The sequence below is a fragment of the Pseudomonas ekonensis genome (genome assembly GCF_019145435.1).
Classification (GTDB): domain Bacteria; phylum Pseudomonadota; class Gammaproteobacteria; order Pseudomonadales; family Pseudomonadaceae; genus Aquipseudomonas; species Aquipseudomonas ekonensis.
This window is the reverse complement of sequence record NZ_JAHSTS010000003.1, coordinates 296,785-313,258: the sequence shown is the minus strand read 5'-3', so window position 1 is coordinate 313,258 and position 16,474 is coordinate 296,785. Positions and strand designations below refer to the sequence as shown.

The window sequence follows — 16,474 nt, the reverse complement described above, 5'->3', positions numbered from 1 at the left end:
AAACCGTCCGAAGACGGTTTTTTTCGTCAGAAGAGCGGCTTATTTCAGGCCGGACATCTTCTGGATCGCGCCCTTGAGCTCGGCGTCGGAGCAATCGGCGCAGGTGCCCTTCGGCGGCATCGAGTTGATGCCGGTGATGGCCTTGGCCAGGATGCCGTCGAGGCCGCCCTGGTGGTCGGCACGCTCTTTCCAGGCCGCCGCGTCGCCGATCTTCGGCGCGCCCAGCAGGCCGGAGCCATGGCAAGCGTTGCAGTGCTTGGCGATCACTTCATCCGGCGTCTTCGCGCCGCCACCGCCGCCTGCGGCTGCGGCGACTTCCATCCCCTTGCACTCCTGACCCTGAACGCAGACCTGGCCGACCGGCTCGAGGCGTTTGGCGATATCGTCGTTGGTCGCAGCTTGAGCGCTGGCAGCCCAGAGGGCCAGTACGGTTGCTGGTGCGGCCAGCATTTTCATAATTAGGTTCACGCGTTCACCCTCAATGGTGGCTATTCACGCCTGCGGCCACGGTTCGCAGGCGGGCGCAAGTATAGCGGTAAGCCCGCCACACTGAAACAACCCCAAAGTTGAAGGGGTTTTGTCGCGCATCGGTCAAACGGTTCGCACGCCTTCGCCGCCACGGCCTGGCGCCTGCGGGACTAGAAGTTCGCCGGCGTGGCTGCGCTGATTAGTCGCGCAGGTAAGTCGAACGGATTGCGGAAGCGGTGCGGCTTGGTACTTTCAAAGTAGTAGCTGTCGCCGGCCTCGAGGATAAAAGTTTCAAGGCCCACCACCAGCTCCAGGCGCCCTTCCACCAGGATCCCGGTTTCTTCGCCTTCATGGGTGAGCATCTCTTCGCCGGTGTCGGCGCCCGGCGGGTAGATCTCGTTGAGGAAGGCGATGGCCCGGCTCGGGTGGGCGCGGCCGACCAGCTTCATGGTCACGGCGCCGTCCGAAATGTCGATCAGTTCGTTGGCCTTGTAGACGATCTGGGTCGGGACTTCCTGCAGGATCTCTTCGGAGAAGAACTCGACCATGGACATGGGAATCCCGCCCAGCACTTTGCGCAGCGAACTGATCGAAGGGCTGACGCTGTTCTTTTCGATCATCGAAATGGTGCTGTTGGTGACGCCCGCACGCTTGGCGAGTTCACGCTGGGAAAGCCCTTTGAGCTTGCGGATCGATTGCAGCCGTTCGCCGACGTCCAAGGCACGCGCCTCCTGAGGTTGTAGAGATAGTGAGCGTTATCATGGCGACAGCGTTCAGTATTTACAACACTTGGGCCTGTGCCCCGGAGGGGCATGCGGTCGGCGGAGACGGCTTCGGGGCGTCAATCCCCGGAATAGAGCCTCGGCACCCGGCGCAGGTTGCAGAAGATCTGGTACGGGATGGTGTCGGCCCACTTGGCCACGTCGCTGGCGAGGATGTTTTTGCCCCACAGCTCCACGGTGGAACCGAGGCCGGCCTGCGGCACGTCGGTGAGGTCGATGCACAGCATGTCCATCGACACGCGGCCGAGGATGCGGCTGCGCTGGCCGGCCACCAGCACCGGGGTGCCGGTCGGCGCCTGGCGCGGATAGCCGTCGGCGTAGCCCATGGCGACCACACCGATGCGCATCGGCTTGTCGGTGATGAACCGGGCGCCGTAGCCGACCGGCTCGCCGGCCGGCAGTTCGCGCACGCTGATGACCTTCGATTCGAGGGTCATCACCGGTTGCAGGCGCTCGGCCACGGCGTTGGCTTCTTCGAACGGCGTAGCGCCGTACAGCATGATGCCCGGGCGCACCCAGTCGCTGGGGATCTGCGGCCAGCCCAGCACCGCCGGCGAGTTGCGCAGGCTGATTTCCGCCGCCAGGCCCTTGCGGGCGGCCTCGAACACCGCGACCTGATCGGCGCTGCTCTGCTCGTGCAGTTCATCGGCGCGGGCGAAGTGGCTCATCAGCACGATCTTCGCCACCTTGCCGCTGGCCAGCAGCCGCTGGTAGGCCGACGGATAATCCTTGGGATGCAGGCCCACGCGGTGCATGCCCGAATCGAGCTTGAGCCACACGGTGACCGGTTTGCTCAACGCCGCCTGCTCGATCGCTTCGAGCTGCCACAGCGAATGCACCACGCACCAGAAGTCGTGCTCGACGATCAGCGCCAGCTCGTCGGCCTCGAAAAAGCCTTCGAGCAGCAGCACCGGCGCGCGGATCCCGGCGGCGCGCAGTTCCAGGGCCTCTTCGATGCAGGCCACGGCGAAGCCGTCCGCTTCGGCCTCCAGGGCTTGGGCGCAACGCACCGCGCCATGGCCGTAGGCGTCGGCCTTGATCACCGCCAGCGCCTTGGCGCCGGTGGTCTCGCGGGCGATACGGTAGTTGTGGCGCAGGGCTTGAAGGTCGATCAGGGCACGGGCAGGACGCATGGCGGCAGACTTCTGGGCGGTCATGGGAAGAAAAACCGGCGCCGGCTGGCGTTGACCGCCAACAGCGCCGGGAGAGGGATTTTTAGCGTCGGATCACGGCTGTGCGGCGATCACCGAGATCTCGACCAGCACATCGGGACGGGCCATCTTCGCTTCGACGGTGGCCCGGGCCGGGGCGACGCCCTTGGGCAGCCACTGATCCCACACCGCGTTCATGGCGGCGAAGTGCGCACCGATGTCGTTCAGGTAGATCGTCGCCGACAGCAGGTGGTGCTTGTCGGTGCCGGCCAGGTCCAACAGCCGCTCGATGTTGGCCAGCACGTCTCGGGTCTGCTGTTCGACCCCGGCGCTGAAGTCGTCGCCGACCTGTCCGGCCAGGTACACGGTGCCGTTGTGGGTGACGATCTGACTCATGCGCTCATTGGTGAGCTGGCGCTGGATTGCCATGCTTGGCGGACTCCTGGGTGGTGTTGCCGTAACGGGAAATGTCGAGGCCTTCGGCGCTGATCTGCGGCTTTTTCTTGGCCATCAGGTCGGCCAGCAGACGGCCGGAGCCGCACGCCATGGTCCAGCCGAGGGTGCCGTGGCCGGTGTTCAGGAACAGGTTCTTGAACGGGGTGGCGCCGACGATCGGGGTGCCGTCCGGAGTGGTCGGACGCAGGCCGGTCCAGAAGCTCGCCTCGGCCAGGTTGCCGCCCTGAGGATAAAGGTCGTTGACGATCATCTCCAGGGTTTCGCGCCGGCGCGGGTTCAGCGACAGGTCGAAACCGGCGATCTCGGCCATGCCGCCGACGCGGATGCGGTTGTCGAAACGGGTGATCGCGACCTTGTAGGTCTCGTCGAGGATGGTCGACGTCGGGGCCATCGCCGGGTTGGTGATCGGCACGGTCAGCGAGTAGCCCTTGAGCGGGTACACCGGGGCCTTGATGCCCAGCGGCTTGAGCAGTTGCGGCGAGTAGCTGCCCAGGGCCAGCACGTAGCGGTCGGCGGTCTCCAGCTTGCCGTCGATCCACACGCCGTTGATGCGGTCGCCCGCGAAGTCCAGGCGCTGGATGTCCTGGCCGAAGCGGAACTCGACGCCGAGCTTGGCGGCCATTTCCGCCAGGCGGGTGGTGAACATCTGGCAGTCGCCGGTCTGGTCGTTCGGCAGGCGCAGGGCGCCGGCCAGGATGTCGGTGACGTTGGCCAGGGCCGGCTCGACCCGGGCGATGCCGGCGCGGTCGAGGACTTCGAACGGCACGCCGGACTCCTTCAGCACGGCGATGTCCTTGGCGGCGCCGTCCAGCTGGGCCTGGGTGCGGAACAGTTGGGTGGTGCCCAGGCTGCGGCCTTCATAGGCGATGCCGGTCTCGGCGCGCAGTTCGTCGAGGCAGTCGCGGCTGTACTCGGACAGGCGCACCATGCGCTCCTTGTTCACCGCGTAGCGGCTGGCGGTGCAGTTGCGCAGCATCTGCGCCATCCACAGGTACTGGTCGATGTCGGCGGTGGCCTTGATGGCCAGCGGCGCGTGACGCTGCAGCAGCCACTTGATGGCCTTGAGCGGCACGCCCGGCGCTGCCCACGGCGAGGCATAGCCAGGCGACACCTGGCCGGCGTTGGCGAAGCTGGTCTCCATGGCGGCCGCCGGCTGACGGTCGACCACCACGACTTCAAATCCGGCGCGGGCCAGATAATAGGCACTGGTGGTGCCGATGACGCCGCTACCCAAGACCATGACGCGCATTTTTGTATCCCTCGCCGCGGTCGGACCGCGAACCTGTTGTCAGAGCAATGATGCGCGCAGTGTAAGAAAGATTTGCCAGTGCTTTTCACTGTATAAGCGCCTATATTTGGCGACAATTCTCGGCAAAAACCCTTTTCACGGAGGCGCATCCCCTATGCGTACCAACACTCAGACCAAACGCGAGCTGGACAAGATCGACCGCAACATTCTGCGGATCCTCCAGGCGGACGGGCGGATCTCCTTCACGGAGCTTGGGGAAAAGGTCGGCCTGTCGACCACGCCGTGCACGGAGCGAGTGCGGCGGCTGGAGCGCGAGGGGATCATCATGGGCTACAACGCCCGGCTCAACCCTCAGCATTTGAAGGGTAGCCTGCTGGTGTTCGTCGAGATCAGCCTTGACTACAAATCCGGCGACACCTTCGAAGAGTTCCGACGCGCGGTGCTGAAACTGCCCCATGTGCTGGAGTGCCATCTGGTGTCGGGGGATTTCGACTACCTGGTGAAGGCGCGGATTTCCGAGATGGCCTCGTACCGCAAGCTGCTGGGCGACATCCTGCTCAAGCTGCCGCATGTGCGCGAATCCAAGAGCTACATCGTGATGGAAGAGGTGAAGGAGAGCCTGAGCCTGCCGATTCCCGACTGACATGCGCGGCGCCTGATCCGGCCCCATCGCTGGCAAGCCAGCTCCCACAGGGTCAGAAGGTGTTCGCAGAATCTACGCTCACCTCTGGACTTGTGGGAAGAGAGCCTGAGCCGGCCCTATCGCTGGCAAGTCATTCCCACAGGGTCAAAAGGTGTGCGCAGAATCCACGCTCACCTCTGGACTTGTGGGAAGAGAGCCTGAGCCGGCCCTATCGCTGGCAAGTCATTCCCATAGGGTCAGAAGGTGTTCGCAGAATCCACGCTCACCTCTGGACTTGTGGGAGCTGGCTTGCCAGCGATGGGGTCGCCGCGGATTCAGCGCGAACGCTTCAGACCAGCACCTGCCGGTTCTCGGCCATGTATTCGAACACCTGCCGCTCCACCCGCGGATGGATCAGCTCCACCGGCCTGCGCCCGTTCGGGCAAGGCAAGGTCTGGGTCGTACCGAACAGCCGGCAGATCAGCGGCCGTTCGTCATACACCGTGCAGCCTTCCGGCCCCAGGTGCACACAGTTGTAGGCGTCCATGGCCGCGTCCTGTTCGGCGCGGGTCTTGCGCGGCAGGCGCGCCATCTCCTCCGGGGACGTGGTCACCGGCCCGCAGCAGTCGTGGCAGCCCGGCACGCAGTCGAACGTGGGGATCTGCTGGCGCAGGGAACGGACTTTCTGGCTGTTGCAGCTCATGGAAGCGATGACCGACGTGGAACAGGCGGCGATTGTGCCGCAAAAGCCGCGATCCAGACAGCGGTGGCCGACCGGTGTTGCCCGGCTTCCGGCGTCCGGCTTATCCTCCGTCAAATTTTCTCGACACCCGCTCAGGATGACGCCCATGAATGCCCGCGCCCACGCCACCGCGAGCCAGCCTCACGTTGCCTCCTACTACGCCGCCAGCAGCCTGCCGCAGCCCGACCATCCGGTGCTGCAGGGCGAGGTGACCGCAGACGTGTGCGTGGTCGGCGGTGGCTTCACGGGCCTGAACACCGCGCTGGAGCTGGCCGAACGCGGCCTCGGCGTGGTGCTGCTGGAGGCGAACCGGATCGGCTGGGGCGCCAGCGGCCGCAACGGCGGGCAACTGATCCGCGGGGTCGGCCATGGCCTGGATCAGTTCGCCAACGTCATCGGCACCGAAGGCGTGCGCCAGATGAAACTCATGGGCCTGGAGGCGGTGGAGATCGTCCGCCGGCGCGTGGAGCGCTTCCGGATCCCCTGCGACCTGACCTGGGGCTACTGCGACCTGGCCAACAAGCCCCGCGACCTTGATGGCTTCGCCGAGGACGCCGAGGAACTGCGCAGTCTCGGCTACCGCCACGAGACCCGCCTGCTGCGGGCCGACCAGATGCACACCGTGGTCGGTTCCAAACGCTACGTCGGCGGCTTGATCGACATGGGCTCCGGGCATCTGCACCCGCTGAACCTGGCCTTGGGCGAAGCCGCGGCGGCGCAGCAGTCGGGGGTCAAGCTGTTCGAGCGGTCGGCGGTCACCCGCATCGACCACGGCCCCGAAGTGCGGGTGCACACGGCCCAGGGCACGGTGCGCGCCAAGACCCTGGTGCTGGGCTGCAACGCCTACCTCAACGGCCTCGACCCGCAACTGGGCGGCAAGGTGCTGCCCGCCGGCAGCTACATCATCGCCACCGAACCGCTGAGCGAAGCCCAGGCCCATCAGCTGCTGCCGCAGAACATGGCAGTCTGCGACCAGCGCGTGGCGCTCGACTATTACCGGCTCTCGGCGGACCGGCGCCTGCTGTTCGGCGGGGCCTGCCACTACTCGGGCCGCGACCCCAAGGACATCGCCGCCTACATGCGGCCGAAGATGCTGGAGGTGTTCCCGCAGCTGGCGGGCGCGAAGATCGATTTCCAGTGGGGCGGGATGATCGGCATCGGCGCCAACCGCCTGCCGCAGATCGGCCGGCTGGCGGGGCGGCCGAACGTGTATTACGCCCAGGCCTATTCGGGCCACGGGGTGAACGCCACGCACCTGGCGGGCAAGCTGCTGGCCGAAGCCATCAGCGGACAGCACGGCGGCGGGTTCGACCTGTTCGCCCAGGTGCCGCACATCACCTTCCCCGGCGGCAAGCACTTGCGCTCGCCGCTGCTGGCCCTGGGGATGCTGTGGCACCGCCTCAAGGAACTGGTCTGAAGGCCTTGCCGCAGCCTTGATGCCCCCGTCGCGAACAGGCTCGCGACGGGGGCATCAAGGGCTCAGATCCGCCAGAACGGCTTGAGCCCCTCCTCCAGCGCCTGCTCACGGGTCAGCCCGATGTCCTTGAGCTGCTGCGGCGTCAGCCCCAGCAACGCCCTGCGCGTGTGCAGACGGTGCCAGAACAGGCCCCAGCGGCTCAGGCCGGACGGGGCGTTGCGCAGGGCCTCATTGCGCGCGCTGTCCTGCTGCCCTGCCGCCAGTTCCTGACTGTGTAACGTCAGCCGCACATCGCTCAAGCCGTTCATTTTCTTTGCTCCTGTTTACTTGGGTAGCGAGAGATTCCATGATGCGCGGGCGGGCAAAAGCATTACAGATTCAACGCATCTGTATTAACTCCATACAGATTGGCCGTCCCGAGCTCTGAATTGTGGATTTCCGCCCCATCTGTACCGGTCTACCGGATCACCTGTACGAGGCAGTGCCATGACCCTGTATGTGAACCTCGCCGAGTTGCTCGGCACGCGCATCGAGCAAGGCTTCTACCGGCCCGGCGACCGCCTGCCGTCGGTGCGCGCCTTGAGCGTCGAGCACGGGGTCAGCCTGAGCACGGTGCAGCAGGCCTACCGGATGCTGGAGGACAACGGCCTGGCCACGCCCAAGCCCAAGTCCGGCTACTTCGTGCCGGTCAGCCGCGAGCTGCCGGAACTGCCGGTGGTCGGCCGGCCGGTGCAGCGCCCGGTGGAAATCTCGCAGTGGGATCAAGTGCTGGAGCTGATCCGCGCCGTGCCGCGCAAGGACGTGGTGCAGCTGGGGCGCGGCATGCCCGACGTGTCCTCGCCGACCATGAAACCGCTGCTGCGCGGCCTCGCCCGGATCAGCCGCCGCCAGGACATGCCCGGCCTGTATTACGACAACATCCACGGCACCCTCGAACTGCGCGAACAGATCGCCCGGCTGATGCTCGATTCCGGCTGCCAGCTGAGCGCCGGCGACCTGGTGGTGACCACCGGCTGCCATGAGGCGCTGTCCACCAGCATCCACGCGATCTGCGAGCCGGGCGACATCGTCGCCGTGGACTCGCCGAGCTTCCACGGCGCCATGCAGACCCTCAAGGGCCTGGGCATGAAGGCGCTGGAGATTCCCACCGATCCGCTCACCGGCATCAGCCTCGAAGCCCTGGAACTGGCGCTGGAGCAGTGGCCGATCAAGGTCATCCAGCTCACGCCCAACTGCAACAACCCGCTGGGCTACATCATGCCGGAGTCGCGCAAGCGCGCCCTGCTGCACCTGGCGCAGCGCTTCGACGTGGCGATCATCGAGGACGACGTGTACGGAGAACTGGCCTACACCTATCCTCGCCCGCGCACCATCAAGTCCTTCGACGAAGACGGCCGCGTGCTGCTGTGCAGTTCGTTCTCCAAGACCCTGGCGCCTGGCCTGCGCATCGGTTGGGTGGCGCCGGGCCGCTACCTGGAGCGGGTGCTGCACATGAAATACATCAGCACCGGCTCCACCGCGCCGCAGCCGCAGATCGCCATCGCCGAATTTCTGAAAGCCGGGCACTTCGAACCGCATTTGCGGCGGATGCGTACGCAATATCAGCGCAATCGCGACGTGATGATCGATTGGGTGACGCGGTATTTCCCGGCCGGTACTCGCGCCAGCCGTCCGCAAGGCAGCTTCATGCTCTGGGTCGAACTGCCGGAAGGTTTCGATACCCTGAAACTGAATCGCGCACTGCACGATCAGGGCGTACAGATTGCCGTCGGCAGTATTTTTTCCGCGTCGGGCAAGTACCGCAATTGCCTGCGCATGAACTACGCTGCGAAGCCGACACCGCTCATCGAAGAAGCCGTGCGCAAAGTCGGTGCGGCGGCGATCAAGTTGCTCGCTGAAGCCGACTGACCTTTTTCCAGAGACCCGCGTCCATATGCCGACCCTTGCCGCCAACCGGAACGATCCTACGTGAGCTTCAGACAGCCCCTACTCGCTCTGCTGTTACTCGCCTCGTTTCTGGGCGGTTGCGCGACCCTCGACGTGCCGCGTGAGCCAAGCCAGGCATTGCCGGCCTCTTCATCGAGTTTCGGCAGCTCTATCCAGGCCCAGGCCGCGCCGTACAAGGGTCAGTCCGGATTTCGCCTGTTGTCCAACAGCACCGAAGCCTTCACCGCTCGCGCCGAGTTGATCCGCAACGCCCAGAGCAGCCTCGATTTGCAGTACTACATCGTCCACGACGGCATCAGTACGCGGATGCTGGTGGAAGAAGTGTTGAAGGCTGCCGACCGTGGCGTGCGGGTGCGCATCCTGCTGGACGACACCACCAGCGACGGCCTCGACCTGATCATCGCCACACTGGCGGCGCATCCGAATATCCAGATCCGCCTGTTCAATCCACTGCACCTGGGCCGCAGCACCGGCGTGACCCGCGCCGCAGGCCGCCTGTTCAACCTGTCGCAGCAACACCGGCGGATGCACAACAAGCTGTGGCTGGCGGACAACAGCGCCGCCATTGTCGGCGGACGCAATCTGGGTGACGAGTATTTCGATGCCGAGCCCAACCTGAACTTCACCGACATCGACATGCTCAGCGTCGGGCCGGTCGCCGAACAACTCGGGCACAGCTTCGATCAGTACTGGAACAGCGCCCTGAGCAAGCCGATCGACGAGTTTCTGTCCAGCAAACCATCGGCCAAAGACCTGCAGAACACCCGCACACGCCTGGAGGAATCCCTCGAGGAGACTCGCAAACAGAACCACGCGCTCTATCAGCAGTTGATGACCTTCACCACTCACCCGCGCATGGACATCTGGCGCCGGGAGCTGATCTGGGCCTGGAACCAGGCGCTGTGGGACGCCCCGAGCAAAGTGCTGGCGGACGGCGAGCCGGATCCGCAACTGCTGCTGACCACGCAACTGGCACCGGAGCTGCGGGGCGCCAGCAAGGAACTGATGATGATTTCCGCCTACTTCGTGCCGGGTCAGCCAGGGCTGGTTTATCTGACTGGCCGTGCCGATGCGGGTGTTTCGGTGAGTCTGCTGACCAACTCACTGGAAGCCACCGACGTGCCGGCGGTGCACGGGGGTTACGCGCCCTATCGCAAGGCACTGCTGGAACATGGCGTGAAGTTGTATGAACTGCGGCGCCAGCCTGGGGATAACTTCGGCAGCGGCCCGCACCTGTTTTACAGCAAGTCGTTTCGCGGCTCGGATTCGAGCCTGCACAGCAAGGCGATGATCTTCGACGGGAAAAAGGCGTTCATCGGCTCGTTCAACTTCGACCCGCGCTCGGTGCTGTGGAACACCGAAGTGGGGGTGCTGGTGGACAGTCCCGAACTGGCTGCCCACGTTCGTGAGCTGGCGTTGCAGGGCATGGCGCCGGCGCTGAGTTACGAGGCAAAACTTCAGGACGGGAAAGTCGTCTGGGTCACCGAGGACAACGGTCAGATGCACACATTGACCAAGGAACCCGGCAGCTGGTGGCGGCGCTTCAATGCGTGGTTCAGCACTACGGTGGGGCTGGAGCGGATGCTGTAGCCATCCGCCCCGGCCAGGTCGTCAGGCAGGCTCCGGCACCTTGCCGAACGCTCCTTGCCGCGACAGCAGAATCACCAGCCCGAACGCCCCTGCCGCCATGAACCACGGCAACGCGTGCCCGCTGATCCATTGACTGCCCGCCCCCGCCGCCAACGGCCCGATCAGACAACCGACGCCCCACAGTTGCGCGACATGCGCATTGGCGCGCACCAGTGCGTCATCGCGGTAGCGTTCGCCAATCAAAATCAGCGACAGGGTGAACAAGCCACCGGCACTGGCGCCGAATAACACCCACAACGGCCAGATCAGCAGGGTGTCGATCAGCATCGGGATCGCCAGACTCGACAGCATCAGCACCACGGCGCAACCGGCGAACAAGGTCCGCCGCGACAGGTAGTCGGCCAGCGCACCGATGGGCAATTGCAGCAGCGCGTCGCCCACCACCACGGTGCTGACCATTGCCAGCGCTATTTCCGCCGTGAAGCCCTGTTGCAGGCAGTACACCGGCAACAGGGTCAGGATCATCGCCTCAAACGCGGCGAACAACGACACCGCCCAGGCAATCGCCGGCAATTCGCGACTGAAGCCCCACAGGTCACCGAAGGTCACGCTGCTGGCCTCGCTGCTCGGTGCACCGCTGCGACCCAGCAACAGAAGTGGCGCAGCGATCAAAAGGCCGACACCTACCCAGAAGCCGTAATCATGCTCGGTGCCGAGCGCACCCAGCAGTAACGGCCCGGACAGTTGGCTGAGCGCATAGCTGCTGCCGTACAGCGCCACCAGCCGTCCGCGCCAGTGCTCGACCACCAATTGGTTGATCCAGCTCTCGCCGAGGATGAACACGATGGTCAGGATCACCCCGATCATCAGCCGCAGCACCAGCCACACCGGATAGCTCGGCAACAGCGCCAGCAGGCCGATGGACAGCGCCCCGCCCCACAGGCACAGGCGCATCAGGTTCGCCGTGCCCAGGCGCGCCGCCAGATGGCTGGACACCTTCGCCCCCAGCAGCACGCCGATGGCCGGCATCGCCGCCATCACGCCGATGGCGAAGGAGCCGTAGCCCCAGCCCTCCAGCCGCAACGACACCAGCGGCATGCTGACCCCCAGGGCCAGGCCGACACTCAAGACAGACGCCAACACGGCGAAATACGTCGCCCAACGCATGGTCCACGCTCCTGTGGATATTGTTATGTGCACCGCAAAACCAATGCGGGAGCGGGCTTGCCCGCGATGGCGGTGGGTCAGACACAAAAATGCCGACTGACACACCGCCATCGCGGGCAAGCCCGCTCCCACAAGGGCTCACTGCAGTTTCGGGGGCCTGACGGGCAGGCCCCCTCAACGGTTCACAGCTTGATCCAGGTCGCCTTCAGCTCAGTGTATTTGTCGAACGCATGCAGCGACTTGTCGCGGCCGTTGCCCGACTGCTTGAAGCCGCCGAACGGCGCGGTCATGTCGCCGCCGTCGTACTGATTGACCCACACGCTGCCGGCCCGCAGGGCCTTGGCGGTCAGGTGCGCCTTGGAAATGTCCTGGGTCCACACCGCCGCCGCCAGGCCGTACGGCGTATCGTTGGCGATGCGCACCGCCTCCTCGGCGGTATCGAAGGTGATGACCGACAGCACCGGCCCGAAGATCTCTTCCTGGGCGATCTTCATCGCATTGCTCACGCCGTCGAAGATCGTCGGCTCGACGTAGGTGCCGCCGGTCTCCTGCAGGGTGCGCTTGCCGCCGGCCATCAGTTTGGCGCCGTCGGCGTGGCCGGACTCGATGTAGGACAGCACGGTGTTCATCTGCTGGGTATCCACCAGCGCACCGACGTTGGTGGCCGGATCCAGCGGATTGCCCGGTTTCCAGGCCTTGAGCGCCTCGATCACCATCGGCAGGAATTTATCCTTGATCGAACGCTCGACCAACAGGCGCGAGCCGGCGGTGCAGACTTCGCCCTGGTTGAAGGCGATGGCGCTGGCGGCGGATTCGGCGGCGGCCTGCAGGTCCGGCGCGTCGGCGAACACGATGTTCGGGCTCTTGCCGCCGGCCTCCAGCCACACGCGCTTCATGTTCGATTCGCCGGCGTAGATCATCAGTTGCTTGGCGATCTTGGTCGAACCGGTGAACACCAGGGTGTCGACGTCGTTGTGCAGGGCCAGGGCCTTGCCGACGGTGTGGCCATAACCCGGCAGCACGTTGAGCACGCCTTTCGGGATGCCGGCCTCGACCGCCAGGGCGGCGATGCGGATGGCGGTCAGCGGGGATTTCTCCGACGGTTTGAGGATCACCGAGTTGCCGGTCGACAGGGCCGGGCCCAGTTTCCAGCAAGCCATCAGCAGCGGGAAGTTCCACGGCACGATGGCGCCGACCACGCCCACCGGCTCGCGGGTCACCAGGCCCAGCTGATCGTGCGGGGTGGCGGCGACTTCATCGTAGAGCTTGTCGATGGCTTCGCCGCTCCAGCTCAGCGCCTGCGCCGCGCCGGGGACGTCGATGTACAGCGAGTCGCTGATCGGCTTGCCCATGTCGAGGGTCTCGAGCAGGGCCAGCTCTTCGGCGTGCTGCTTGAGCAGGCCGGCGAAACGGATCATGGCGGCCTTGCGCTTGGTCGGCGCCAGGCGCGACCAGACACCGGAATCGAAAGTGGCGCGGGCGTTCTCCACGGCGCGCTGGGCGTCGGCGGCGTCACAACTGGCGATCTTGCCCAGCAGACGGCCGTCGACCGGGCTGATGCACTCGAAAGTCTCGCCCGAGGCGGCGTCGGTGTACTCGCCATTGAGGTAGGCGCGGCCTTCGATCTTCAGGTCGCGGGCGCGTTGTTCCCAGTCGGCACGAGTCAGGGTGGTCATTCGAGTGTCCTCCTCTTGTTGGATGCGGGCGCCGCGCTCGTCGCGGCCGTCCTCAGGAATTCTGCCCGGCCAGCCTGCATTTCGGCCAAGGGCATCCGCCACCCTAAACCAGTGGCCGGGTTTGTTTCAATATATTTGACATAAGGCCACGATACGACCTTGCGGTGTTCAATTTAATAAACATAGACTTTGGCCCTTTCCAATCCATCGCGTCGCCACCACGGGAGACAACAACAATGAACATCCAGAACGTCGTCGACATCAGCCAGACCGCCAGCGAAGCCGAACGCTACCGGCCGGATCCGGCCAAGGTGCTCAAGGGCGACCCCGAGCAGGCGGTGTCCAACCAGTACGACAGCCCTTGCGGGCAAATGAACGTCGGGGTGTGGGAAGGCGCGGTCGGGCAATGGACGGTGAACTACACCGAGCACGAGTACTGCGAGATCCTTCAGGGCGTCTCGGTGCTGCGCGACAACGACGGCAACGCCAAGACCCTGCGCGTCGGCGACCGTTTTGTGATTCCGGCCGGTTTCCGCGGCACCTGGGAAGTGCTGGAGGCGTGCCGCAAGATCTATGTGATCTTCGAGCAGAAGGCCTGAGGATCTCGCTCGCCTGCCCCGACGAATTCGCGGGCAGGCCCACGGGCCCGGGCTGGCAGCCCAAGACCAGGGCAACAAAAAAGGCCCGTATCGTGAGATACGGGCCTTTTTCGTCGGTCGGAAAAATCAATTACTTGATTTTGCCTTCCTTGTAGATCACGTGCTTGCGAACAACCGGATCATATTTCTTGATCTCGATTTTGTCCGGGGTAGTACGCTTGTTCTTGTCGGTAGTGTAGAAGTGACCAGTACCGGCGCTCGAGATCAAACGAATCAATTCACGCATGATTAGCTCCCTTAAACCTTGCCATCGCGGCGAAGTTCGGCCAGCACGACATCAATGCCGCGCTTGTCGATGATACGCATGCCTTTGGCAGATACGCGCAGACGCACGAAACGTTTCTCGGACTCAACCCAGAAGCGGTGATGCTGCAGGTTTGGCAGGAAACGACGACGGGTTTTGTTGTTTGCGTGGGAAATGTTATTCCCGGTTACCGGACCCTTACCGGTAACTTGACATACTCTAGACATGCCTCAGCCCTCTAAAACCACATGCCCAACCCGGCATGGGTTGGCCGCTTAATCTCTAGTCATTGTGGCGCCAGGCGCCGCGATTCTTTAGAGGTCTTACCGGCTACACCTACAAGCGAAGGAACCGGGCCCCTAGAAAAGAGCGCTGCTTTATACCAGAAAGACCCGGAGGCAACAACAATCGGTGTGCAATCAATTGGCAAAAAGCCGGAATTTTCGCCGTCAGGCGCTTTGGATAAAGGCTGTCGCGGATTTCGACCGCTCGTCGCAGAAAATCGGTTCTGCCGACGATCCGCAGGGACGGCATCCTCACACGCCGCAAAAAGCCCGGCAACCCGACCCTGAAATCGCAAAAAGGGATAGTCATTTGCAACCGTGCCCACTAGGGTAGGCCTTTTCCAGACTGCACTTGCAGATGGGCCTCCGATCTGTAAAGGAATCTGACCATGCGCCTCGCTGCCCTCCCCCTTCTGCTCGCTCCGCTGCTGCTGAGCCCCCTCGCCCAGGCCGCCGCCCTGAGCGTCTGCACCGAGGCCAGCCCCGAAGGGTTCGACGTGGTGCAGTACAACTCGCTGACCACCACCAACGCCTCGGCCGATGTACTGATGAACCGCCTGGTGGACTTCGACACCGCCAGCGGCAAGGTCGTCCCCAGCCTCGCCGAGAGCTGGGACGTCAGCACCGACGGCCTGACCTACGTGTTCAAGTTGCGCCCGCAGGTGAAGTTCCACAGCACCGATTACTTCAAGCCGACCCGCGACCTGAGCGCAGAAGACGTCAAGTTCAGCTTCGACCGCATGCTCGACCCCGCCAACCCATGGCACCAGGTGGCCCAGAGCGGGTTCCCCCACGCCCAGTCGATGCAGTTGCCGGCGCTGATCAAGAAGATCGACGCCCTGGATCCCTTGACCGTACGCTTCACCCTCGACCATCCGGACTCGACCTTCCTGGCGACCCTGAGCATGGGCTTCGCCTCGATCTACTCCGCCGAGTACGCCGACCGACTGCTCAAGGCCGGCACCACCGACAAGCTCAACAGCCAGCCGGTGGGCACCGGCCCGTTCGTGTTCACCCGCTTCCAGAAGGACGCATCGGTCCGCTACAAGGCCAACCCGGACTACTTCGGCGGCAAGCCGGCGGTGGATCCGCTGATCTTCGCCATCACCCCGGACGCCAACGTGCGCCTGCAGAAGCTGCGGCGCAACGAATGCCAGATCGCCCTGTCGCCCAAACCGCTGGATGTGCAGGCGGCGAAGCAGGAGCCGACACTTAAAGTAGAAAAGACCGACGCGTTCATGACCGCCTTCGTCGGCATCAACAGCCAGCATCCGCCGCTGGACAAGCCGGAAGTGCGCCAGGCGATCAACCTCGCCTTCGACAAGGCCAACTACCTCAAGGCCGTGTTCGAAGACACCGCCGAGGCCGCCAACGGCCCCTACCCGCCCAACACCTGGAGCTACGCGAAGAACCTGCCCGGCTACGCCCACGACGTGGACAAGGCCAAGGCGCTGATGGTCAAGGCCGGCCTGAAGGACGGCTTCCAGACCACCATCTGGACGCGCCCCTCCGGCAGCCTGCTCAACCCCAACCCGAGCCTCGGCGCCCAGTTGCTGCAATCGGACCTGGCGGAGATCGGCATCCAGGCGGAAATCCGCGTGATCGAATGGGGCGAGCTGATCCGCCGGGCCAAGGCCGGCGAGCACGATCTGCTGTTCATGGGCTGGGCCGGCGACAACGGCGACCCGGACAACTTCCTCACCCCGCAGTTTTCCTGTGCAGCGGTGAAATCAGGCACCAACTTCGCCCGTTACTGCAATGCCGACCTGGACCGCTTGATCAGCGCCGGCAAGACCACCAGCGAGCAAGGCGTGCGCAGCAAGCTCTATGAGCAGGCGCAGGCCCTGATCCAGCAGCAGGCACTTTGGCTGCCGCTGGCGCATCCGACCGCCTTCGCGCTGACGCGCAAGGATGTGCAGGGTTACGCCGTGAGCCCGTTCGGGCGGCAGGACTATTCCAAGATCACCCTGAAGTAACCCGCCACAACACAAAACCTGTAGGAGCTGGCTTGCCAGCTCCC

Annotated in this window: 17 protein-coding genes; 6 read left to right on the top strand and 11 right to left on the bottom strand. The window is 64.4% G+C overall.

The annotated features are described in order from the left end of the window. Positions 1-39 precede the first annotated feature (39 nt). The 5 genes from KVG96_RS25390 to dadA all read right to left on the bottom strand — a co-directional run bounded on the left by KVG96_RS25390 (position 40) and on the right by dadA (position 4,106). The gene (locus KVG96_RS25390; protein ID WP_217894482.1) at positions 40-456 is read right to left on the bottom strand and encodes a c-type cytochrome; all 417 of its coding nucleotides are present in this window, start codon (positions 454-456) and stop codon (positions 40-42) included. 182 nt (positions 457-638) lie between these two features. Then, positions 639-1,187, bottom strand: coding sequence for a cupin domain-containing protein (locus KVG96_RS25385; RefSeq protein WP_008086779.1), 549 nt, complete (start codon positions 1,185-1,187; stop codon positions 639-641). Between the two features lie 122 nt (positions 1,188-1,309). Beyond that, on the bottom strand, positions 1,310-2,383 hold the full coding sequence (alr, locus tag KVG96_RS25380; protein ID WP_217894481.1) for an alanine racemase: 1,074 nt from the start codon (positions 2,381-2,383) through the stop codon (positions 1,310-1,312). A gap of 93 nt (positions 2,384-2,476) precedes the next feature. After that, on the bottom strand, positions 2,477-2,830 hold the full coding sequence (locus tag KVG96_RS25375) for a RidA family protein (protein WP_085578920.1): 354 nt from the start codon (positions 2,828-2,830) through the stop codon (positions 2,477-2,479). Continuing rightward, positions 2,802-4,106, bottom strand: coding sequence for a D-amino acid dehydrogenase (gene dadA / locus KVG96_RS25370; protein ID WP_085578923.1), 1,305 nt, complete (start codon positions 4,104-4,106; stop codon positions 2,802-2,804). Before dadA ends, KVG96_RS25375 begins: the two co-directional genes overlap by 29 nt. Before the next feature lie 154 nt (positions 4,107-4,260). Here dadA and KVG96_RS25365 point away from each other — a divergent pair, with 154 nt between their 5' ends. Then, positions 4,261-4,749: an Lrp/AsnC ligand binding domain-containing protein gene (locus tag KVG96_RS25365; RefSeq protein WP_003177284.1), complete on the top strand. Its 489-nt coding sequence runs from the start codon at positions 4,261-4,263 to the stop codon at positions 4,747-4,749. A 328-nt stretch (positions 4,750-5,077) separates the two neighbouring features. Here the strand turns inward: KVG96_RS25365 and KVG96_RS25360 are convergent, their stop codons facing one another. Continuing rightward, positions 5,078-5,431 (bottom strand): YkgJ family cysteine cluster protein, encoded by a 354-nt coding sequence (locus tag KVG96_RS25360; RefSeq protein ID WP_217894480.1) that lies wholly within the window; start codon positions 5,429-5,431, stop codon positions 5,078-5,080. Between the two features lie 145 nt (positions 5,432-5,576). Between KVG96_RS25360 and KVG96_RS25355 the strand changes: the two genes are divergently transcribed. Then, the gene (locus KVG96_RS25355) at positions 5,577-6,887 is read left to right on the top strand and encodes an NAD(P)/FAD-dependent oxidoreductase (protein WP_217894479.1); all 1,311 of its coding nucleotides are present in this window, start codon (positions 5,577-5,579) and stop codon (positions 6,885-6,887) included. A 62-nt stretch (positions 6,888-6,949) separates the two neighbouring features. Here KVG96_RS25355 and KVG96_RS25350 read toward each other — a convergent pair whose 3' ends face one another. Next, entirely contained in the window at positions 6,950-7,195 is a 246-nt protein-coding gene (locus KVG96_RS25350; protein ID WP_217894478.1) for a DUF1127 domain-containing protein, read from the bottom strand. Between the two features lie 178 nt (positions 7,196-7,373). Between KVG96_RS25350 and KVG96_RS25345 the strand changes: the two genes are divergently transcribed. Both KVG96_RS25345 and KVG96_RS25340 read left to right on the top strand, forming a co-directional pair. After that, positions 7,374-8,795 (top strand): aminotransferase-like domain-containing protein, encoded by a 1,422-nt coding sequence (locus KVG96_RS25345; RefSeq protein WP_217894477.1) that lies wholly within the window; start codon positions 7,374-7,376, stop codon positions 8,793-8,795. A gap of 60 nt (positions 8,796-8,855) precedes the next feature. Next, positions 8,856-10,424 (top strand): phospholipase D family protein, encoded by a 1,569-nt coding sequence (locus KVG96_RS25340; protein ID WP_217894476.1) that lies wholly within the window; start codon positions 8,856-8,858, stop codon positions 10,422-10,424. A 21-nt stretch (positions 10,425-10,445) separates the two neighbouring features. Here the strand turns inward: KVG96_RS25340 and KVG96_RS25335 are convergent, their stop codons facing one another. Next, complete coding sequence (locus KVG96_RS25335) at positions 10,446-11,591, bottom strand: MFS transporter (protein ID WP_217894475.1); 1,146 nt, start codon at positions 11,589-11,591, stop codon at positions 10,446-10,448. A 182-nt stretch (positions 11,592-11,773) separates the two neighbouring features. Then, positions 11,774-13,267 (bottom strand): aldehyde dehydrogenase, encoded by a 1,494-nt coding sequence (locus tag KVG96_RS25330; RefSeq protein ID WP_217894474.1) that lies wholly within the window; start codon positions 13,265-13,267, stop codon positions 11,774-11,776. A 236-nt stretch (positions 13,268-13,503) separates the two neighbouring features. On the opposite strand from KVG96_RS25330, the gene KVG96_RS25325 reads away from it, so the two are divergent. After that, positions 13,504-13,866, top strand: a complete 363-nt coding sequence (locus KVG96_RS25325) for a cupin domain-containing protein (protein ID WP_217894473.1) — start codon at positions 13,504-13,506, stop codon at positions 13,864-13,866. A 130-nt stretch (positions 13,867-13,996) separates the two neighbouring features. Here KVG96_RS25325 and rpmG read toward each other — a convergent pair whose 3' ends face one another. Both rpmG and rpmB read right to left on the bottom strand, forming a co-directional pair. Beyond that, positions 13,997-14,152 carry a 50S ribosomal protein L33 gene (rpmG, locus tag KVG96_RS25320; RefSeq protein WP_003177274.1) on the bottom strand — a complete coding sequence of 52 codons (156 nt, stop codon included), beginning with the start codon at positions 14,150-14,152 and terminating at the stop codon, positions 13,997-13,999. An 11-nt stretch (positions 14,153-14,163) separates the two neighbouring features. Then, the gene (gene rpmB, locus KVG96_RS25315) at positions 14,164-14,397 is read right to left on the bottom strand and encodes a 50S ribosomal protein L28 (protein WP_007921114.1); all 234 of its coding nucleotides are present in this window, start codon (positions 14,395-14,397) and stop codon (positions 14,164-14,166) included. 446 nt (positions 14,398-14,843) lie between these two features. Between rpmB and KVG96_RS25310 the strand changes: the two genes are divergently transcribed. Next, positions 14,844-16,430 (top strand): ABC transporter substrate-binding protein, encoded by a 1,587-nt coding sequence (locus KVG96_RS25310; RefSeq protein ID WP_217894472.1) that lies wholly within the window; start codon positions 14,844-14,846, stop codon positions 16,428-16,430. Positions 16,431-16,474: the final 44 nt, after the last annotated feature.

What these genes read in the sequence shown, in the direction of transcription:
- KVG96_RS25390 (WP_217894482.1), bottom strand. Translation starts at nt 456, where the DNA reads ATGAAAATGCTGGCCGCACCAGCAACCGTACTGGCCCTCTGGGCTGCC.
- alr (WP_217894481.1), bottom strand. Translation starts at nt 2,383, where the DNA reads ATGCGTCCTGCCCGTGCCCTGATCGACCTTCAAGCCCTGCGCCACAAC.
- KVG96_RS25375 (WP_085578920.1), bottom strand. Translation starts at nt 2,830, where the DNA reads ATGGCAATCCAGCGCCAGCTCACCAATGAGCGCATGAGTCAGATCGTC.
- dadA (WP_085578923.1), bottom strand. Translation starts at nt 4,106, where the DNA reads ATGCGCGTCATGGTCTTGGGTAGCGGCGTCATCGGCACCACCAGTGCC.
- KVG96_RS25365 (WP_003177284.1), top strand. Translation starts at nt 4,261, where the DNA reads ATGCGTACCAACACTCAGACCAAACGCGAGCTGGACAAGATCGACCGC.
- KVG96_RS25360 (WP_217894480.1), bottom strand. Translation starts at nt 5,431, where the DNA reads ATGAGCTGCAACAGCCAGAAAGTCCGTTCCCTGCGCCAGCAGATCCCC.
- KVG96_RS25355 (WP_217894479.1), top strand. Translation starts at nt 5,577, where the DNA reads ATGAATGCCCGCGCCCACGCCACCGCGAGCCAGCCTCACGTTGCCTCC.
- KVG96_RS25350 (WP_217894478.1), bottom strand. Translation starts at nt 7,195, where the DNA reads ATGAACGGCTTGAGCGATGTGCGGCTGACGTTACACAGTCAGGAACTG.
- KVG96_RS25345 (WP_217894477.1), top strand. Translation starts at nt 7,374, where the DNA reads ATGACCCTGTATGTGAACCTCGCCGAGTTGCTCGGCACGCGCATCGAG.
- KVG96_RS25335 (WP_217894475.1), bottom strand. Translation starts at nt 11,591, where the DNA reads ATGCGTTGGGCGACGTATTTCGCCGTGTTGGCGTCTGTCTTGAGTGTC.
- KVG96_RS25330 (WP_217894474.1), bottom strand. Translation starts at nt 13,267, where the DNA reads ATGACCACCCTGACTCGTGCCGACTGGGAACAACGCGCCCGCGACCTG.
- KVG96_RS25325 (WP_217894473.1), top strand. Translation starts at nt 13,504, where the DNA reads ATGAACATCCAGAACGTCGTCGACATCAGCCAGACCGCCAGCGAAGCC.
- rpmG (WP_003177274.1), bottom strand. Translation starts at nt 14,152, where the DNA reads ATGCGTGAATTGATTCGTTTGATCTCGAGCGCCGGTACTGGTCACTTC.
- rpmB (WP_007921114.1), bottom strand. Translation starts at nt 14,397, where the DNA reads ATGTCTAGAGTATGTCAAGTTACCGGTAAGGGTCCGGTAACCGGGAAT.
- KVG96_RS25310 (WP_217894472.1), top strand. Translation starts at nt 14,844, where the DNA reads ATGCGCCTCGCTGCCCTCCCCCTTCTGCTCGCTCCGCTGCTGCTGAGC.